General features: G+C 71.1%; 21 protein-coding genes. 16 read left to right on the forward strand and 5 right to left on the reverse strand.

Annotated elements, in window-relative coordinates; all coding sequences use genetic code 11:
- Positions 1-115 precede the first annotated feature (115 nt).
- Positions 116-1053, reverse strand: a protein-coding gene (locus AB0I06_RS33785; protein ID WP_363122688.1) for an IS5 family transposase whose coding sequence is annotated in 2 segments (ribosomal slippage) — positions 116-639 and positions 639-1053 — 939 coding nt in all. Because the reading frame shifts where the segments join, the coding sequence is not laid out codon by codon here.
- Between AB0I06_RS33785 and AB0I06_RS33790 the strand changes: the two genes are divergently transcribed.
- Positions 1042-1671, forward strand: a complete 630-nt coding sequence (locus AB0I06_RS33790; protein WP_125045478.1) for a class I SAM-dependent methyltransferase — start codon at positions 1042-1044, stop codon at positions 1669-1671. The genes AB0I06_RS33785 and AB0I06_RS33790 overlap by 12 nt on opposite strands.
- Before the next feature lie 115 nt (positions 1672-1786).
- On the opposite strand, the gene AB0I06_RS33795 is transcribed toward AB0I06_RS33790, so the two are convergent.
- Together AB0I06_RS33795 and AB0I06_RS33800 are read right to left on the reverse strand one after the other, a co-directional pair.
- Complete coding sequence (locus AB0I06_RS33795; protein ID WP_363122706.1) at positions 1787-2176, reverse strand: hypothetical protein; 390 nt, start codon at positions 2174-2176, stop codon at positions 1787-1789.
- 170 nt (positions 2177-2346) lie between these two features.
- Positions 2347-3300, reverse strand: coding sequence for an LLM class F420-dependent oxidoreductase (locus tag AB0I06_RS33800; protein ID WP_363122689.1), 954 nt, complete (start codon positions 3298-3300; stop codon positions 2347-2349).
- Between the two features lie 169 nt (positions 3301-3469).
- On the opposite strand from AB0I06_RS33800, the gene AB0I06_RS33805 reads away from it, so the two are divergent.
- From AB0I06_RS33805 to AB0I06_RS33865, 13 genes are all read left to right on the forward strand, one after another.
- On the forward strand, positions 3470-5434 hold the full coding sequence (locus AB0I06_RS33805; protein ID WP_363122690.1) for an FAD-dependent oxidoreductase: 1965 nt from the start codon (positions 3470-3472) through the stop codon (positions 5432-5434).
- On the forward strand, positions 5431-7278 hold the full coding sequence (locus AB0I06_RS33810; protein WP_363122691.1) for a transketolase: 1848 nt from the start codon (positions 5431-5433) through the stop codon (positions 7276-7278). Before AB0I06_RS33805 ends, AB0I06_RS33810 begins: the two co-directional genes overlap by 4 nt.
- On the forward strand, positions 7275-8234 hold the full coding sequence (ligD, locus tag AB0I06_RS33815; RefSeq protein WP_363122692.1) for a non-homologous end-joining DNA ligase: 960 nt from the start codon (positions 7275-7277) through the stop codon (positions 8232-8234). The genes AB0I06_RS33810 and ligD overlap by 4 nt, the downstream gene beginning before the upstream one ends.
- A gap of 93 nt (positions 8235-8327) precedes the next feature.
- Positions 8328-8708, forward strand: a complete 381-nt coding sequence (locus tag AB0I06_RS33820) for a gas vesicle protein (protein WP_363122693.1) — start codon at positions 8328-8330, stop codon at positions 8706-8708.
- 46 nt (positions 8709-8754) lie between these two features.
- Positions 8755-9177, forward strand: coding sequence for a gas vesicle structural protein GvpA (locus AB0I06_RS33825; protein ID WP_363122694.1), 423 nt, complete (start codon positions 8755-8757; stop codon positions 9175-9177).
- Positions 9174-9947, forward strand: a complete 774-nt coding sequence (locus AB0I06_RS33830) for a GvpL/GvpF family gas vesicle protein (RefSeq protein WP_363122695.1) — start codon at positions 9174-9176, stop codon at positions 9945-9947. Before AB0I06_RS33825 ends, AB0I06_RS33830 begins: the two co-directional genes overlap by 4 nt.
- A gap of 4 nt (positions 9948-9951) precedes the next feature.
- A complete protein-coding gene (locus tag AB0I06_RS33835) occupies positions 9952-10215 on the forward strand; it encodes a gas vesicle protein GvpG (protein WP_363122696.1) in 264 nt (87 codons plus the stop codon).
- A complete protein-coding gene (locus AB0I06_RS33840; protein WP_363122697.1) occupies positions 10212-11024 on the forward strand; it encodes a DNA primase in 813 nt (270 codons plus the stop codon). The genes AB0I06_RS33835 and AB0I06_RS33840 overlap by 4 nt, the downstream gene beginning before the upstream one ends.
- The gene (locus AB0I06_RS33845) at positions 11021-12184 is read left to right on the forward strand and encodes an SRPBCC family protein (protein WP_363122698.1); all 1164 of its coding nucleotides are present in this window, start codon (positions 11021-11023) and stop codon (positions 12182-12184) included. Before AB0I06_RS33840 ends, AB0I06_RS33845 begins: the two co-directional genes overlap by 4 nt.
- Entirely contained in the window at positions 12181-12519 is a 339-nt protein-coding gene (locus AB0I06_RS33850) for a gas vesicle protein (RefSeq protein ID WP_363122699.1), read from the forward strand. The genes AB0I06_RS33845 and AB0I06_RS33850 overlap by 4 nt, the downstream gene beginning before the upstream one ends.
- Positions 12516-13271 (forward strand): GvpL/GvpF family gas vesicle protein, encoded by a 756-nt coding sequence (locus tag AB0I06_RS33855; RefSeq protein ID WP_363122700.1) that lies wholly within the window; start codon positions 12516-12518, stop codon positions 13269-13271. The genes AB0I06_RS33850 and AB0I06_RS33855 overlap by 4 nt, the downstream gene beginning before the upstream one ends.
- A 16-nt stretch (positions 13272-13287) precedes the next feature.
- Entirely contained in the window at positions 13288-13476 is a 189-nt protein-coding gene (locus AB0I06_RS33860; RefSeq protein ID WP_003994122.1) for a gas vesicle protein, read from the forward strand.
- Positions 13473-13775, forward strand: a complete 303-nt coding sequence (locus AB0I06_RS33865; RefSeq protein WP_363122701.1) for a gas vesicle protein K — start codon at positions 13473-13475, stop codon at positions 13773-13775. The genes AB0I06_RS33860 and AB0I06_RS33865 overlap by 4 nt, the downstream gene beginning before the upstream one ends.
- Before the next feature lie 75 nt (positions 13776-13850).
- Here AB0I06_RS33865 and AB0I06_RS33870 read toward each other — a convergent pair whose 3' ends face one another.
- Together AB0I06_RS33870 and AB0I06_RS33875 are read right to left on the reverse strand one after the other, a co-directional pair.
- Positions 13851-14021 carry a hydrophobic protein gene (locus AB0I06_RS33870; protein WP_363122702.1) on the reverse strand — a complete coding sequence of 57 codons (171 nt, stop codon included), beginning with the start codon at positions 14019-14021 and terminating at the stop codon, positions 13851-13853.
- Positions 14022-14062: 41 nt separating this feature from the next.
- Positions 14063-14884 carry a methyltransferase domain-containing protein gene (locus AB0I06_RS33875; RefSeq protein WP_363122703.1) on the reverse strand — a complete coding sequence of 274 codons (822 nt, stop codon included), beginning with the start codon at positions 14882-14884 and terminating at the stop codon, positions 14063-14065.
- 242 nt (positions 14885-15126) lie between these two features.
- Between AB0I06_RS33875 and AB0I06_RS33880 the strand changes: the two genes are divergently transcribed.
- Both AB0I06_RS33880 and AB0I06_RS33885 read left to right on the forward strand, forming a co-directional pair.
- A complete protein-coding gene (locus tag AB0I06_RS33880; RefSeq protein ID WP_363122704.1) occupies positions 15127-15669 on the forward strand; it encodes an MOSC domain-containing protein in 543 nt (180 codons plus the stop codon).
- A gap of 63 nt (positions 15670-15732) precedes the next feature.
- A partial coding sequence (locus AB0I06_RS33885) for an ATP-binding cassette domain-containing protein (protein WP_363122705.1) occupies positions 15733-17439 on the forward strand: 1707 nt, incomplete at its 3' end.

The raw sequence follows: 17439 nt of genomic DNA on the forward strand, positions 1-17439 counted from the left end.
CGCAGCCGAGCGTGGGGGAGTTGACAACCGACGACAACGCGGCAGATGTGCGTGCCACGCCCCGCGACGCCGGCATGATCCAAACGACAGGCCCTTGAGCCTGTCTGACAAATGATCACCTGGCCGTTTCGCGGAGCCAGAGAATCAGGGAGGCTAGGACGACTCCCGCGCGGTAGCGGTCCGCGAGCTTGTCGAACCTAGTTGCGATCGCACGGAACTGCTTGAGGCGAGCGAAGCATCGTTCGACCACGTTGCGGTCGCGATAGATCTCCCTGTCAAAGGCGGGTGGCCGGCCACCGAAGCGCCCCCTGCGTCGACGGTTGGCCACCTGGTCGCGGCGCTCGGGGATCGTGGCGGCGATGCCCCGACGCCTCAGCAGATGACGGATGGCCCTGCCGGAGTAGGCCTTGTCACCCAGCACACGGTCCGGTGTCGTGCGCGGGCGGCCCGTGCCGACGCGCGGGGTGCGGACCCCGTCGAGGACGTCGGCGAACGCGGTGGCGTCGTTGACGTTTCCGGGTGTGAGCACGATCGACAGCGGCAGTCCCCGGCCGTCGACGGCGAGATGGACCTTGGTGGTCAGCCCGCCCCGGGACCGACCGAGTGCCTGATGCGCCTGCGAGCGGCCCGGATCTTCCGGTTTGTCCCTGTCTGCGTCCCCCTTTTACGGGCGCCCGCGGCGTGCTGGTGGGCCCGGTTGATCGTGGAGTCAACGGCGACGATCCACTCCACCCGGCCCCCCGCGTCATCATGGACCTGGACATGCTCCAGCAGCTTCGCCCACGTGCCATCGGCCTCCCAGCGGGCGAACCGCTCGTAGACGGTCTGCCACGGCCCATACCGCTCGGGCAGGTCGCGCCAAGGAGCCGCGGTCCGTAGCCGCCACAGCACGCCGTGGACCACCTGCCGGTGATCACGCCACGGACGGCCCCGTCCGTCCACCTGGGGCAAAAGGGGCTCTATCCGCCCCCATGCCGCATCCGTCAACTCACCTCGACTTACCACAAGATCAATTATCAGACCGGCTATAGAGTCCTGCCCGTGGTGAATCATCAGGACGAGACCAGGACGGCGTACGACGGAGTCGTCGAGCTGTACGCATCGCTGTTCGCAAACCGGCTGGAGACACAGCCTTTCTCCCGGACCATGATCGGCACCTTCGCCGAACTGGTGCGCGCGACGGGCAACCCGCGGGCAGCGGACGTCGGGTGCGGTCCCGGACATCTGACAGCCATGCTGCACGAACTGGGCCTGGACGCCTTCGGACTCGACCTCGCCCCCGGCATGATCGACCACGCCCGGCAGGCCCATCCGGCGCTGCGCTTCCAGGAGGCGCGGATGGAATCCCTGCCGATCGAGGACGCCGCGCTCGGCGGCGTACTGGCCCACTACTCGATGATCCACACTCCTCCGGGAGAACTGCCGGAGCTGCTCGCCGAGCAGGCACGCGTCCTGGCGCCGGATGGCCTGCTCCTGGTCTCCTTCTTCGGGACCGACGAACAAGAACCGGTCCGCTTCGACCACAAGGTGGCGCCTGCCTACAGCTGGCCGGCGGATCGCCTGGCCGAACTGCTGGCCGACGCCGAGCTCGTTCCCTTCGCCCGGTTGCTCCACGATCCAGCCTCCGAAAGGGGCTTCCTCGACGCCCATCTGCTGGCCCGCCGTTCGTAGGCCCTGCCCGGTAATCCCCGCCGGACGGTCGGCGCACCTCCCGATTGCCAACTCAGCCGAACCTCGCTGATTGGACGGGAATTGTCAGACAGGCTCTAGACCGCCTGGCCCGCCCCTAGACCGCCGGTGCCGGCAGATCGCCGCCGCCTGCCGCGTGTCCCCCCGCGGCCTCGGTGTCATCCGCCGTGACGCTCCCGGCACCTTCGAGGAAGCGGAGCAGCACGGCCGCCTCCGCGCGCAGCCGTCCGGCCCGGTCGGCGTGCGCGGGGGCGGTCAACTGCGCGGCCGCCTCCAGTCGTTCGGTCGCCTCGGCCCGCACGATGTCCAGCACGTCCCGCTCGCCGAGTTCCCGGCGCGCGGCTTCGGTGGCTCCGGCACCGACCGGCGACTGCTCGAGTGCGCCGGCCCGGGGCGCGGAATCGTCCGGGGCCACCGCCTCGGCGTTGTCGAGCGCGGCCAGGGCGCTGCGCAGGGCGCTCACGGCGGCCCTGTCCCTGGCCCGCATCGCTTCCGGCAGGGCCTCACGCATGCGAAGACGAACAGACATACGGGCGACCCTAGGTGAATCGGCGCTCTGCCACCTCGTGATTTCGCGAGGAAGAGGACGCCGAGGGAGAGGACGCCGAGGAAGAGGACGCCTGCATCGCAGTGCCCTCTCCCCTCCGGCCGGGCGGATCACTGGAGCTGCGGCAGCACCTTCGTACGGTAGAAGTCGAAGAAGCCGCGCAGGTCCGGGCCGATCTGGTTCACGTAGACCCGGTCGAAGCCCGCGTCGGCGAACTGCCTCAGCTCCGCCACGTGCTCGTCCACCACGTCCCCGCAGACCCGGTTCTCGCGCACCATGTCCTCGGTGACGAGCTGCTGCGCCTGCTCGAAGTGCTTGGGGGAGGGCAGCACCTGGGCCAGCTCGCCCGGCAGCTGCTCGTTGGCCCAGAGCCGGTGGACGGTCCGCACGGCCTCGTCCTTGTCGGTGCCGTAGCAGACCTTGGTGCCGCCGCTGACCAGTTTTCCGCCGCCTCCGCCCTTGCGGTACTGCTCGACCATCGTCTCGTCGGGCACCACCGTGATGTATCCGTCGCCGACGCGGGAGGCGAGCTGTGTCGCCGCCGGGCCGAAGCCGGAGATGTCGATCGGGATCGGCTCGTCCGGGACCGTGTACAGGCGGGCGTTCTCCACGGTGTAGTGCGGGCCGTGGTGGTTGACCTCCTCACCCGTGAACAGCCGGCGCATCACCTGGATGGCCTCCTCCAGCATGTCCAGACGGACGTGGGCCGGCGGCCAGTGATCACCCAGGATGTGCTCGTTGAGCGCCTCGCCGGAGCCGACACCGAGGCGGAAACGGTTGTTCGTCATCACCGCGCTGGTCGCCGCCGCCTGCGCCACCACCGCCGGGTGCATGCGCACGGTCGGGCAGGTCACCGCAGACTCGATCGGTAGGGACACCGCCTCGGACAGCGCGCCGATCACCGACCACACGAACGGGCTCTGGCCCTGCTCGTCGTTCCACGGGTGGTAGTGGTCCGAGATCCACAGCGCCTGGAATCCGGCCTGCTCGGCCATCCGCGCCTGCTCGATCAGCTCGGCGGGTCCGTACTGCTCGCACGAGAGGAAGTAACCGTACTCGGGCATGGGGGAGTGCCTCCGCGACGTCGGCGGTCCGTATCCCGCACCGGGTACCCGGCGGCGGGGCCGGAAACCGGCGGTGTCCGGGCGGGTGGGCGGCGCCGACGTTTGGGTGCCCAGGCCAGGGGGACGCGGAAGGTTCCCGAGCCAGCGACAGTGCCGGAGGCGAGCGACCGTGAGTCGACCCCGCATCGTGATCATCGGTGCCGGCTTCGCCGGGTACCGCACGGCCCGCACCCTGTCCCGGCTCACCCGGGGCCGGGCCCACATCACCGTGCTGAACCCGACGGACTATTTCCTGTACCTGCCCCTGCTGCCCCAGGTCGCCGCCGGCATCCTGGAGCCGCGCCGGGTCACGGTCTCCCTCTCGCACTCGCTGCCGGACGTACGACTGGTGCTCGGGGAGGCCGAGCGCATCGACCTCGACGACCGCACCCTGCGCTACACGGGTCCCGAGGGCGAGGAAGGCACGCTCTCCTACGACCGGCTGGTGCTCGCGGCCGGCAGCGTCAACAAGCTGCTGCCCATCCCGGGCGTCGCCGAGCACGCGCACGGTTTCCGCGGGCTGCCCGAGGCGCTGTACCTGCGCGATCACGTCACCCGGCAGGTGGAGCTGGCGGCCGCTGCTGACGACGCCGGGACGTGTGCCGCGCGGTGCACCTTCGTCGTGGTCGGGGCGGGGTACACCGGCACCGAGGTCGCCGCGCACGGGCAGATGTTCACCGACGCGCAGGTCCGCAAACACCCGCTGCGGCAGGGCATGCGGCCGCGCTGGATGCTGCTCGACGTGGCGCCGCGGGTGCTGCCCGAGATGGACGAGAAGCTCTCCGCCACCGCCGGCCGGGTGCTGCGGCAGCGGGGGGTGGACGTGCGCATGGGGACCTCCGTGCAGGAGGCCACCCCTGAGGGTGTCGTGCTGACCGACGGCGAGTTCGTCGCGACCCGCACGCTGGTGTGGTGCGTGGGCGTCCGCCCCGATCCGCTGGTGGAGTCCCTCGGGCTGCCCATGGAGCGGGGCCGGCTGCTCGTCGACCCGCATCTGCGGGTGCCGGGCCGGGCGGAGCTGTTCGCCTGCGGCGACGTGGCCGCGGTACCCGATCTGGAGAACCCGGGCAGCTACACGCCGATGACCGCGCAGCACGCCTGGCGGCACGGCAAGGTCGCGGCGGAGAACGTCGCCGCCTCGCTCGGCCTCGGCGGTGCGCGCAAGCCGTACCGCCACCGCGACCTGGGGTTCGTGGTCGACCTGGGCGGGGCGAAGGCCGCCGCCAACCCGCTCGGCGTGAGCCTCTCCGGTGTTCCGGCGGGCGCGGTGACGCGGGGCTACCACCTCGCAGCGATGCCCGGGAACCGGGTCCGGGTCGCGGCCGACTGGCTGCTGGACGCCGTGCTGCCGCGCCAAGCCGTGCAGTTGGGGCTCGTACGGTCCTGGTCGGTGCCGTTGGACACGGCGTCGCCCGAGGTGGCCCGGGTGCCGGGCCGGCCCGGGCGGCGGCAGGAGGAGAGCGCCCGTTCGGGGCCGGGCGCGGCGCTCGCCGCCGACACGGAGGACGGGGGCTCCGGCACCCCCGGCGAGCCCGCGAAGGGGCAGCCCGGATCCGGAGCCGTGGAGCTCCGGTTCGAGTCTGAAACGGCAAAGGGCCGCCCGGCCCCGGGCGGACCCGGCACCGGGCACGCGCAGTGGCGTACGGAGGCGGACACCCCGAAAGGCCGCCCGGCCCCGCCCACGCCCACACCCACCTCCGCCGAACCGACCGGGAACCGCCCGGGCGGCGAGCCTGCCGGGAATCAGCCCGCTGCTGAACCGGCCCGTAATCAGCCCGGTGGTGAACCGCCCCGGAACCAGCCGGGTGGTGAGCCCGCCAAGGGCCAGCCCGGCGGTGAGCCTGCCAAGAGCCAACCCGGCGGTGAGCCTGCCAAGAGCCAACCCGGGGGCGAGCCCGCCAAGAACCAACCCGGCGGAGAGCCCGCCAGGAACCAACCCGGCGGTGAGCCGGCCAAGAACCAACCCGGCGGAGAGCCCGCCGGGAATCGACCCGCGTCCGGGCCTTCGCCCGGCGGGTCGGCCGCGGGCCACCCGGCCCCCGGCCCCGTCAAACGAACCGACGCCCCGGACGACTCCTCGAAAGGAGACTCATGAACACCGGTGAACTCACCGACCTCGGACAGCAGCTGCGGGTGGACAGTGTCCGCGCCGCCGCCGCGGCGGGTTCCGGGCACCCGACGTCCTCGATGTCAGCCGCCGACCTGATGGCCGTCCTGCTCGCGCACCACCTGCGCTACGACTTCGACCGCCCCGCCCACCCCGGCAACGACCGCTTCGTCCTGTCCAAGGGCCACGCCTCGCCGCTGCTGTACGCCGCGTACAAGGCGGCCGGCGCCATCGACGACGAAGAGCTGCTCACCTTCCGCAAGCTGGGCAGCCGCCTCGAAGGACACCCCACCCCGCAGCGCCTGCCGTGGGTCGAGACGGCCACCGGCTCGCTCGGCCAGGGCCTGCCCGTCGGGGTCGGCATCGCGCTGGCCGGCAAGCGGCTCGACCGCGCCGACTACCGCACCTGGGTGCTGTGCGGCGACAGCGAGCTGGCCGAGGGGTCCGTCTGGGAGGCCGCCGAGCACGCCGGGTACGAGCACCTGGACAACCTCACCGTGATCGTCGACGTCAACCGGCTCGGCCAGCGCGGCCCCACCCGGCACGGCCACGACCTGGACGCCTACGCCCGCCGCTTCCAGGCGTTCGGCTGGCACACCGTCGAGGTCGACGGCCACGACGTGGACGCCCTGGACCGCGCCTACGGGGAGGCCGCGTCCACCAAGGGCCAGCCCACCGCGATCCTCGCCCGCACCCTCAAGGGCAAGGGCGTCGAGGGCGTCCAGGACCGCGAGGGCCTGCACGGCAAGCCGCTGCCGGAGGCCGAGGAGGCCATCACCGAGCTGGGCGGCCCGCGCGACATCCGCGTCCAGGTGCGCGAACCGGCCGCCGCCCGCATGCTGCATTCCGTCCACACCGGTGCCTTCGAACTCCCCACCTGGGACAAGGGCGAGGAGGTCGCCACCCGCAACGCCTTCGGCGAGGCGCTCGCCGCTCTCGGCACCGGCCGCGGCGACATCGTCGCCCTGGACGGCGAGGTCGGCGACTCCACCCGCGCCGAGTTCTTCGCCAAGGAACACCCCGAGCGCTACTTCGAGTGCTACATCGCCGAGCAGCAGCTGGTCGCCTCGGCGGTCGGTCTTGCGGCCCGCGGCTGGGTGCCGTACGCCACCACGTTCGCGGCGTTCCTGACCCGGGCGTACGACTTCATCCGCATGGCGTCCATCAGCGGCTCCGGCGTCAATCTCGTCGGCTCCCACGCGGGTGTCGCCATCGGCCAGGACGGGCCCAGCCAGATGGGCCTGGAGGACCTGGCGATGATGCGGGCCGTGCACGGCTCGACCGTGCTGTACCCGTGCGACGCCAACCAGACCGCCCGGCTCGTCTCCGCGATGGCCGGCCTGGAGGGGGTCCGCTACCTGCGCACCTCGCGCGGCGAGAGCCCGGTGATCTACGGCCCCGACGAGGAGTTCCCGGTGGGTGGCAGCAAGGTGCTGCGCTCCTCCGGCAGCGACCGGCTCACCCTCGTCGCGGCGGGCGTCACCGTGCACGAGGCGCTGGCCGCCGCCGAGGCGCTGGAGCAGGAGGACATCGCGGTGCGGGTGATCGACCTGTACTCCGTGAAGCCCGTCGACCGGGCCACGCTGCGCCGCGCCGCCGAGGAGACCGGCTGCCTGGTGACCGTGGAGGACCACCACCCCGAGGGCGGCATCGGGGACGCGGTCCTCGACGCCTTCACCGACGGGCGCCCCGTACCCCGCCTGGTGCGGCTCGGCGTCCGCACGATGCCGGGCTCGGCTTCCCCGGAGGAGCAGCTGCGGGCCTCGGGTATCGACGCGGAGTCCATCGCGGCGGCCGGACGGCTGCTCGTGGAGGAGGCGGTCGTGCGGTGAGTGGCGCCGACGGCACGCGCAGGGTGCGGGCGGGCCGCCGCACGGTGGAGGTGCACCGGCCGGACAAGGTGCTCTTCCCCGGCGGCGGTGACGCCAAGGAGTACACCAAGGGCGACCTGGTGGACTATTACCGGGCCGTAGCGCCCTTCATGCTGCCGCACCTGCGCGGGCGCCCGCTGATGCTGGAACGGCACCCGGACGGCATCGACGGGCCCGCGTTCATGCAGAAGAACACCCCGGACCACTACCCGGACTGGATCACCCGCGTCGAGCTGGCCAAGGAGGGCGGCACGGTCTGCCACACCGTGTGCGACGACACCGCCACCCTCCTGTATCTGGCCGACCAGGCGAGCATCACCCTGCACCGCTGGCTGTCGCGCGCCGACGCCGTGGACCACCCCGACCGGCTGATCTTCGACCTCGACCCGTCCCCGGTGCCTGAAGGGTTTCGGGGGACGCCCAGGGACGACTTCGAGGCCGTGCGCGAGGCCGCCCGGCTGCTCGGGGAGCTGCTCGACGAGCTGGAACTGCCCTCGGCGCTGATGACCACCGGCTCGCGCGGACTGCACGTGATCGTGCCGCTGAACGGCCGGCACGACTTCGACGAGGTGCGCGCCTTCGCCCGGGACGTCGCCGACCTGCTCGCCGCCGGCCACCCCGACCGGCTCACCACCGCTGCCCGCAAGAAGGAACGCGGGCAGCGGCTCTACCTCGACATCCAGCGCAACGCCTACGCACAGACCGCCGTCGCGCCCTACACGGTCCGGCCCCGTCCGGGCGCGCCGGTGGCCACCCCGATCACCTGGGACCAGCTGGACGACCCGGAGCTGCACGCCCGCCGCTGGACCGTCGCCGACGCCGCCGAGCAGGCACGCGCCAACCCCTGGTCGGGCCTGCTCAACCGGGGCCGGGCGCTGGGCCCTGCCAGGCGGCGGCTGAACGCCCTGCGGGGCTGACCCCCGCCCGGCGCTCTCGCGGTGAGTGGCAGATGCATGGGCCCGTAGAGGTTTGGCGAACACGCTTGCGGCCACACGGAGGGGGAGGTGGCCATGTCGAACACAAACAACACGCAAGAGTCACAGAGTTCACAGAAGTCTCAGGACTCTCAGGACTCGAGGAAATCGAGCAAGACGAACGACAACCAGTCGGCCCGCAGCCGGCCGAGCCCGATGGAGGTGCTGCGCCAGGCGCGCGGCCAGCTCGCGGAGCTCACCGGCATGGAGGCCGAGTCCGTGTCGTCCTTCGAGCAGACGGAGGAGGGCTGGGCGCTGGAGGTCGAGGTTCTCGAGCTCGAGCGCGTGCCCGACACGATGAGCCTGATGGCGAGCTACCAGGTGGAGCTCGACACAGAGGGGCAGCTCACGGGTTACCGGCGCGTCCGCCGCTACGAACGCGGTCGGTCCGACGCGCGCAGGTCCGGCGGCCGCTAGGCCGCCCGAGACGACCCGCACCCACACACGAGGAGGAACATCCGGCATGACTGTCGTACCGGCACAGCAGTCCGGCGGCGGAGGCGGCAGCAGCGGTCTCTATGACGTGCTCGAACTGGTTCTGGACAGGGGGCTCGTGATCGACGCGTTCGTCCGTGTCTCCCTGGTCGGCATCGAGATCCTCAAGATCGACGTCCGCGTCGTCGTCGCCAGCGTCGACACCTATCTGCGCTTCGCCGAGGCGTGCAACCGCCTCGACCTGGAGGCCGGCCCCCGCAAGGACCCGGGCCTGCCCGACCTGGTCGGTGAGATCACCGAGTCCGGCGCCCGCGGCAAGTCCAAGGGGGCGCTCTCCGGCGCCGCCGAGACCATCTCCGACGCCTTCAAGCAGGCGCGGAGCGAGGGCGAGACCGAGTCGCGTCCGCGAGCCCGCAAGACCACGTCCCGTCGTAAGGAGGAGCAGGAGTGAGCACTTACGTCTACGGCATCGCGGCGGGCTCACACCCCTCCCTGCCCGAGGGCATGGGCGGCGTCGGCGACCCGCCCCGCGAGGTGCGCATCCTGCGGGAGGGCGACCTGGCGGCCATCGTCAGTGAGGCGCCCGAGGGCCTGCGGCCCAAGCGCAAGGACCTGCTCGCGCACCAGAACGTGCTCAGCGAGGCCGGTGCGGGCGGCTGCGTGCTGCCCATGCGGTTCGGCAGCGTCGCCCCGGACGACAACTCCATCACCGGGGTGCTCGCCGAGCGCGCCGAGCACTACAAGGAGCGGCTGCGGGCCCTGGACAACCGGGTCGAGTACAACGTCAAGGCCAACCACGTCGAAGAGGCCGTCCTGCACCAGGTGATGGCCGAGAGCCCCGACATCCGCGGGCTCGCGGAGGCCAACCGGCAGGCGGGCGGCGGCAGTTACGACGACAAGATCCGGCTCGGCGAAATGGTCGCGGCCGCGGTCAAGGCCAAGGAGGCCGACGACGGCGCCGCGGTGCAGCGCGCGCTGGAGGCGGCCGCCGACGACGTGAGCGTGGGCCCCGAGTCCACGGGCTGGCTGGCCAACGTGTCGTTCCTGGTGGACCGGGACGCGGCCGAATCCTTCCTGGCCTCGGTCGAGCAGCTGCGCAAGGACATGCCGCACCTGGAGGTGCGGGTCAACGGACCGCTGCCGCCGTACAGCTTCGTCGAGCCCGGCCCGGCCGAGCCCGCCGGCACCGCGGTGAGTGGCACGGACACCGGAGCGGGGTGACGACGTGGGTCTGATCTCCGAGGTGCTGCTGCTGCCGTTCGCACCGGTACGCGGCAGCGCCTGGGCCGTCAAGCAGGTAGTCCAGGAAGCCGAGCGGATCTACTACGACCCCGCCACGGTACGGGCCGAACTGGGCCGCCTGGAAGAGCAGCTGGAGGCCGGAGAGATCACGGAGGAGGAGTTCGACCGCATGGAGGACGAACTCCTCGACCGGCTGGAGACCGCTTCGCGCAGAAGCGCGGGAACAGGCAACGGGACAACACAATGAACCGAATGGGACTGGGCCTCGCGGTGGGGGCCGGATATCTCCTGGGACGCACCAAGAAACTCAAGATGGCCGTGGCCGTCGGAGGCCTGGTCGCCGGGAAGAAACTGAACCTGAGCCCGCGCATGGTCGCGGACCTGCTCCAGCAGCAGCTGCGCGACAACCCGCAGTTCAAGGAGATCGGGGACCAGCTGCGCGAGGACCTGCGCGGCGTGGGCAAGGCGGCCTCCGGTGCCATGGTCGAGCGTCAGCTCGACGCCATCGCCGACCGGCTGCACGGCCGCACCGCCCAGGTGCGCGACCAGGTGGCGGGCGTGGTGCCCGGCAAGCGCCGGGACGGCGAGGAGGACGACGAGGACGACGAGGACGCCGAGCCCGAGGACGAGGCGGCCGAGGACGAGCCCGAGTCCGACGCCGAGCCTGAGGACGAGGCCGACGCCGAACCTGAGGACGAGGCCGAGCCCGAGGACGAGCCCGAGGCCGAGGACGAGTCCGACGCCGAGGACGAAGAGTCCGAGGACGAGGACCGGGAGGACGACGAGTCCGGCGACTCGGCCTCGCAGCAGGACGAGGAATCCGAGCCGGCCGCGAAGAAGGCTCCCGCCAAGAAGGCCCCCGCCAAGAGGGCCCCCGCGAAGAAGACGGCCAAGAAGGCCCCCGCCAAGAAGGCCGCCAAGAAGGCTCCCGCGAAGAAGACCGCGGAGGGCCGTAAGACGGCGGCGAAGAAGACCACGGCCGCCAAGAAGGCGACCTCCGGGAGCAGAGGCGGCAGTGCCCGCTCCCGTCTGCCGAAGGGAGGCGGTGAGGGATGAGCGAGACACTCGGCTCGGCGAAGTCCGCCGCCGACGGAGCGGCGAAGAACCCGCTCACCGACCTGGCCCACAGCGAGGCCGCGGACCGGCTCAAGGCCGAACTTCAGGAGTATCTGGCCGCCCAGGCCACCCGCATGCTGACCGGCGTCGGTCGCAAGCTCGGCGAGACCACCGGCAAGCTGAACGACATAGCCGAGGGCAACAGCCCCGGTTTCGCCAAGCTCGCCCTCGACGGCGGCCGCAAGATCGCCGAGGGCAAGGGCCCGTTGCGCTCCGCACTGGAGGTCGGCGGTTCCAGCCTCAAGGACAAGGTCACAGGTGCCTTCAAGAACCTGGGCGGTGGCGGCAAGGGCAAGAAGGGCAAGGGCCGTTCCGGTAACAAGCCCACTGTCATCATCGAGCACATCGACGTGGGCGTGCCGCTGCGCACCGCCTACGACCAGTGGACGAAGTACCAGGACTTCAGCACCTTCGCCAAGGGTGTCAAGAGCGCGAGCCGCGACGACGACACCCACTCCGACTGGCAGGCGAAGATCTGGTGGTCCAACCGCAGCTGGAAGGCGAAGACCACCGAGCAGGTTCCCGACGACCGCATCGCCTGGACCTCGGAGGGCGCCAAGGGCACCACGAAGGGCGTCGTCTCCTTCCACCGGCTCACCGACAACCTGACCCGGGTCCTGCTGGTCATCGAGTACTACCCCTCCGGGTTCTTCGAGAAGACCGGCAACATCTGGCGCGCCCAGGGCCGCCGGGCCCGGCTCGACCTCAAGAACTTCGTCCGCTTCATCACCATCAAGGGCGAGGCGGAGGACGGCTGGCGCGGCGAGATCCGCGACGGCGAGGTCGTGCAGAGCCACGAGGACGCGCTCGAGGAGGAGGAGTCCGACCAGGAGGAGGGCCAGGACTCGGAGGACTCCGAGGACGCCGAGGCCGAGTACGACGACGAGGAGCAGCCGGAGGGCGAAGAGGAGCCCGAGGGCGAGTACGACGAGGACTCCGAGGCCGAGTACGACGAGGACGAGGAAGAGCCCGGGGACGAGCAGGAATCCGAGGCCGAGTACGACGAGGAGGAAGAGCCCGAGGAGGAGGAAGAGCCCGAGGGTGAATACGAGGAGGACGAGGACGAGGACCAGGAAGTCGAGGCAGGGAGCCGGCGATGACGACGCCCAGCAGGATGCCCGAACCCTACGGTCAGGGAAGCGGTGCCAACCTCGCCGACATCCTTGAACGGGTGCTTGACAAGGGCATCGTCATCGCGGGCGACATCCGGATCAACCTGCTCGACATCGAACTCCTCACGATCAAACTGCGGTTGATCGTCGCCTCGGTGGACAAGGCGAAGGAGATGGGCATCGACTGGTGGGAGACCGACCCGGCCCTGAGCTCACGGGCCCGTCGTGACGAACTGACCCGCGAGAACGCCGAGTTGCGCGAGAGGCTGGCCCGGCTGGAGGAACTGGAGCCCGGCCGCGTGGAGAAGAGGGAGGCACCGTGACCGGACTGCGGTACGTCTACGCCGTCTGCCGCCCCTTCGGTACCCCGCTCCAGGCCCAGTTGACGGGTGTGGCGGGTGACCCGCCCAGGGCACTGACTCACCACGGCCTGGTGGCCGTGGTGAGTCACGTGCCGGAGCGGGACTTCGCCGAGGAGCCGCTCCGCGCCCATCTGGAGGACCTGGACTGGCTCACCGAGACCGCCCGCGCCCACCAGGGCGTCATCGACGCGCTCACCACCGTCACGACCCCGCTGCCGCTGCGGCTGGGCACCGTCTTCCACGACGACAGCGGCGTGCGGACGATGATCGAGGCCCGTGAGGAGGACTTCCGGCGCACCCTCGACCGGCTGGAGGGCAGGGTCGAGTGGGGCGTGAAGGTGTACGCGGAGCCCGAAGCCCAGGAGAGCGCCCGGCCCGCGCAGAAGCCCGCGTCGGGCCGGGACTACCTGCGGCAGCGGCGCATGCAGTCCCGCTCCCAGGAGGAGATGTGGCAGAAGGCCGAGGCCTTTTCCACGCAATTGCACGAGGAGCTTTCCGCATTCGCTGAGGATTCCCGGCTGCACCCCCCGCAGAATCCCGCGCTCTCCAAGGCGACCGGCCGGAACGTGCTGAACGCCGCCTATCTCGTGCCGCGTGCGCATTCCGAGGAGTTCGTGGAACTGGTGGACCGCACGAAGGGTGAGGTTCCTGGAATGCGTATCGAACTCACCGGCCCTTGGGCGGCCTATTCCTTCGCCGGGGAGATGACATGAACGACGGAGACGAGACGTGACCGTAGTGGAACGCCGTGAGGTCGCCCTCGTGGACCTGCTCGACCGGCTGCTGGCCGGCGGCGTCGTGATCACGGGGGACATCACACTGCGCATCGCCGACGTCGACCTCGTCCGTATCGACCTCAACGCGCTGATCAGCTCGGTGAACGCCCAGGTGCCCTCACCGTTCGAGGAGTTGCTGTGACCACCCCCGACCAGCCCCGGCCGCGTTCCCGCCGGGTGGAACTGGAGCCCGACACGGTCGAGCGCGACCTGGTCAAGCTCGTGCTGACGGTGGTGGAGCTGCTGCGCCAGCTCATGGAGCGCCAGGCGGTGCGCCGGTTCGACGTGGGTGATCTCAGCGAGGAGCAGGAGGAGCGCATCGGGCTCACCCTCATGCTGCTCGACGAGCGGATGACGGAACTGCGCGACCGCTACGGCCTGCGGCCCGAGGACCTCAACCTGGACCTCGGGCCGCTCGGACCGCTGCTTCCGCGGGACTGACAGGCGGACGAGACACGGACGGAAAACACGCGCGGCCCCGGCCCTGACCTCAGGACCGGGGCCGCGCGTCCGCATTCACCACCTGTACCAGCGACCCCGGCCGCCGGATGCCGAGGTGCCACGGACAAGGAATCCCAACAGCCACACGACGAGAACCGCGAGTGCGATCCACCAGAGAATCTTCACTGCGAATCCGGCGCCGAAGAGAATCAAGGCCAGAAGCAGCACAAGCAGGATGGGAACCATAATCGAACCTCCTGCTTCCAGAGTGTCCCGGAATCGGCGTTTCAGGCTTCCTTGCGGCAGAGAATCTCTCCGTGCAGGACGCTGAACCATCCGTCCTCGCGGGTGCTCCACTCCCGCCAGGCCCCGGCCACGTCCCGCAGTCCCGCCTCGTCGGTGTGTCCGCCCTCGCGGGCCCGGTCGGCGTAGGCCGACGCCAGGGTGCGGTCGGCCCACAGCCCGCTCCACCAGTCCCGCTCTTCGGGCGTGGCGAAGGTCCAGGTGCCGGAGGTCGCCGTGATGTCGGTGAACCCGGCCCGCAGGGCCCAGGACCTCAGCCGGCGCCCGGCGTCCGGTTCACCGCCGTTGGCCCGGGCGACCCGACGGTACAGATCCAGCCAGGTGTCGAGCCCCTCGGACGCCGGATACCAGGTCATGGCCGCGTAGTCGGCGTCCCGTACGGCGACGAGGCCGCCGGGCCGGACGACCCGTCGCATCTCGCGCAGCGCCCGCACCGGGTCGCCCACGTGCTGGAGCACCTGGTGGGCGTGGACCACGCAGAAGGTGTCGTCCGGGTAGTCCAGGGCGTGCACGTCGGCGACCGCGAAGTCGACGTTGTCCCGTCCCCGTGCGGCCGCCGTGGCACGTGCCCGCTCCAGGATCTCCGGCACCCGGTCGACGCCGGTGACCCGCCCGTCGGGCACGAGCCCGGCCAGGTCGGCGGTGATCGTCCCCGGGCCGCAGCCGATGTCCAGGATCCTCATGTGGGGCTCGAGCGAAGGCAGCAGGTAGGCGGCGGAGTTGGCGGCGGTCCGCCAGGTGTGCGAACGCAGCACGGACTCGTGGTGCCCGTGGGTGTAGACGGCGGTCTCCCGGGGTTCCGGCATGGCGGATCCCACCCCTTCCGGTCGGGTCGGCGTGAGATCACGGTACGCAGTCCGCCCGTATGATGAGACCCCCATCCCGTCATTCGGACTGATGCGGTGTCAGGTCCCGGTGCCGGAACGGCCCGCCGGGCACCCCGTGGTGCGAGCGCCTCGGCGGGGCTGGACACGCCGAGGGCCGGCGGGCAGGCTCGTGGTGGATCACGACGGTGATCCACCACGACCGAAACAGGGGGAAACGACCGATGAGCGGCCATGTGACGGCGGTCAGCAGCAACGGGGAGTACACGTTCACCAAGCCGAACCGGGAGAGCATCACGCTGCTCGCCGGGCTCGGGGTGGAAGGGGACGTGCACGCCGGGGTGACGGTCAAGCACCGCTCACGCATGGCTCAGGACCCCACCCAGCCGAATCTGCGCCAGGTCCACCTCATCCACGAGGAGCTCTTCGCCGAGGTCGGCGAGGACGGCTTCGAGGTGGCGCCCGGCGAACTCGGCGAGAACATCACCACGCGCGGCATCGACCTGCTCGGACTGTCCACCGGCACCCTGCTGCGCATCGGCGACGGCGCGGTCCTGGAGGTCACCGGGCTGCGCAACCCCTGCGTACAGATCGACCACTTCCAGGACGGGCTGCTGAAGCGGGTCGTCGGGCGGGACGAAGCGGGGAACGTCGTGCGCAAGGCCGGGATCATGACCGTGGTGCGCGAGGGAGGCGTGGTGCGGCCCGGCGATCCGATCGAGACGGAACTCCCCAGCGGACCCCATCGGCCGCTGGAACGGGTCTGAAAGGCACCCGCGGCATCCGAATCCGTTTGCCGCGGACCCCCGCGCCCCCGCACAATCGCGCCCATGGGACACCTCGAAGCCGCGCACCTGGAGTACTACCTGCCCGACGGAAGGGCACTGCTGGGTGACGTGTCGTTCCGGGTGGGGGAGGGGGCCGTCGTGGCCCTCGTGGGACCCAACGGCGCGGGGAAGACCACCCTGCTGCGGATGCTCGCCGGAGAACTCAAGCCGCACGGCGGGTCCGTGGTCGTGGGCGGCGGGCTCGGGGTCATGCGCCAGTTCGTGGGATCCGTACGCGACGAGACGACCGTGCGGGACCTGCTCGTGTCCGTCGCGCCGCCCCGCATCCGCGAGGCGGCCCGCGCCGTGGACGTCGCCGAGCACGCCATCATGACCGTGGACGACGAGGCCGCGCAGCTGGGGTACGCGCAGGCCCTCGCCGACTGGGCCGAGGCCCGCGGCTACGAGGCCGAGACGCTGTGGGACATGTGCACCACGGCCGCGCTCGGGGCGCCGTACGACAAGGCGCAGTTCCGGGAGGTGCGCACCCTCTCCGGCGGAGAGCAGAAACGGCTCGTCCTGGAGGCGCTGCTGCGCGGCACCGACGAGGTGCTGCTCCTCGACGAACCCGACAACTACCTCGACGTCCCCGGCAAGCGGTGGCTGGAGGAGCGGTTGAAGGAGACCCGCAAGACGGTGCTGTTCGTCTCCCACGACCGTGAACTCCTCGCCCGCGCCGCCGAGAAGATCATCTCTCTGGAGCCCGGGCCCGCGGGAGCGGACGCCTGGGTGCACGGCGGCGGCTTCGCCACCTTCCACGACGCCCGGCGCGAGCGCTTCGCCCGCTTCGAGGAGCTGCGCAGGCGCTGGGACGAGAAGCACGCACAGCTGAAGAAGCTCGTACTGACCCTGCGCCAGGCGGCGGCCGTCAGCCATGAGATGGCCTCCCGCTACGCGGCCGCGCAGACCCGTCTGCGCAAGTTCGAGGAGGCCGGCCCGCCGCCGGAGCCGCCGCGGGAGCAGGACATCACGATGCGGATCAAGGGCGGGCGCACCGGTGTCCGCGCGTTCACCTGCGCGAACCTGGAGCTCACCGGTCTGATGAAGCCCTTCGACCTGGAGGTCTTCTACGGCGAGCGCGTCGCCGTCCTCGGCTCCAACGGTTCCGGGAAGTCCCACTTCCTGCGTCTGCTGGCCGGCGACGACGTGGCGCACACGGGGGACTGGAAACTGGGAGCGCGGGTCGTGCCCGGACACTTCGCGCAGACGCACGCCCATCCGGAGCTGGAGGGCCGCACGCTCCTCGACATCCTGTGGAAGGAGCACGCACAGGACCGCGGTGCGGCGATGTCCCGCCTGCGCCGCTACGAGCTCACCCACCAGGCGGAGCAGACGTTCGAACGCCTCTCCGGCGGTCAGCAGGCCCGCTTCCAGATCCTGCTGCTGGAGCTCCAGGGCGTGACGGCGCTGCTGCTGGACGAGCCGACCGACAACCTGGACCTGGAGTCCGCCGAGGCGCTCCAGGAGGGCCTGGAGGCCTTCGACGGCACGGTCCTCGCGGTCACCCACGACCGCTGGTTCGCCCGCTCCTTCGACCGCTTCCTGGTCTTCGGCAGCGACGGCCGGGTCCGGGAGACCCCGGAGGCGGTCTGGGACGAGCGCAGGGTGGAACGGGCCGAGTCGCCCGACCTGCGCATCGAGTCGCAGAACCAGACCGTGCGGGAGTCCGCCGCTTCCGTGTACGCCCTGCTCAGCGAAAGGGGACTGGCA

This window comes from Streptomyces sp. NPDC050674, assembly GCF_040654575.1.
Classification (GTDB): domain Bacteria; phylum Actinomycetota; class Actinomycetes; order Streptomycetales; family Streptomycetaceae; genus Streptomyces.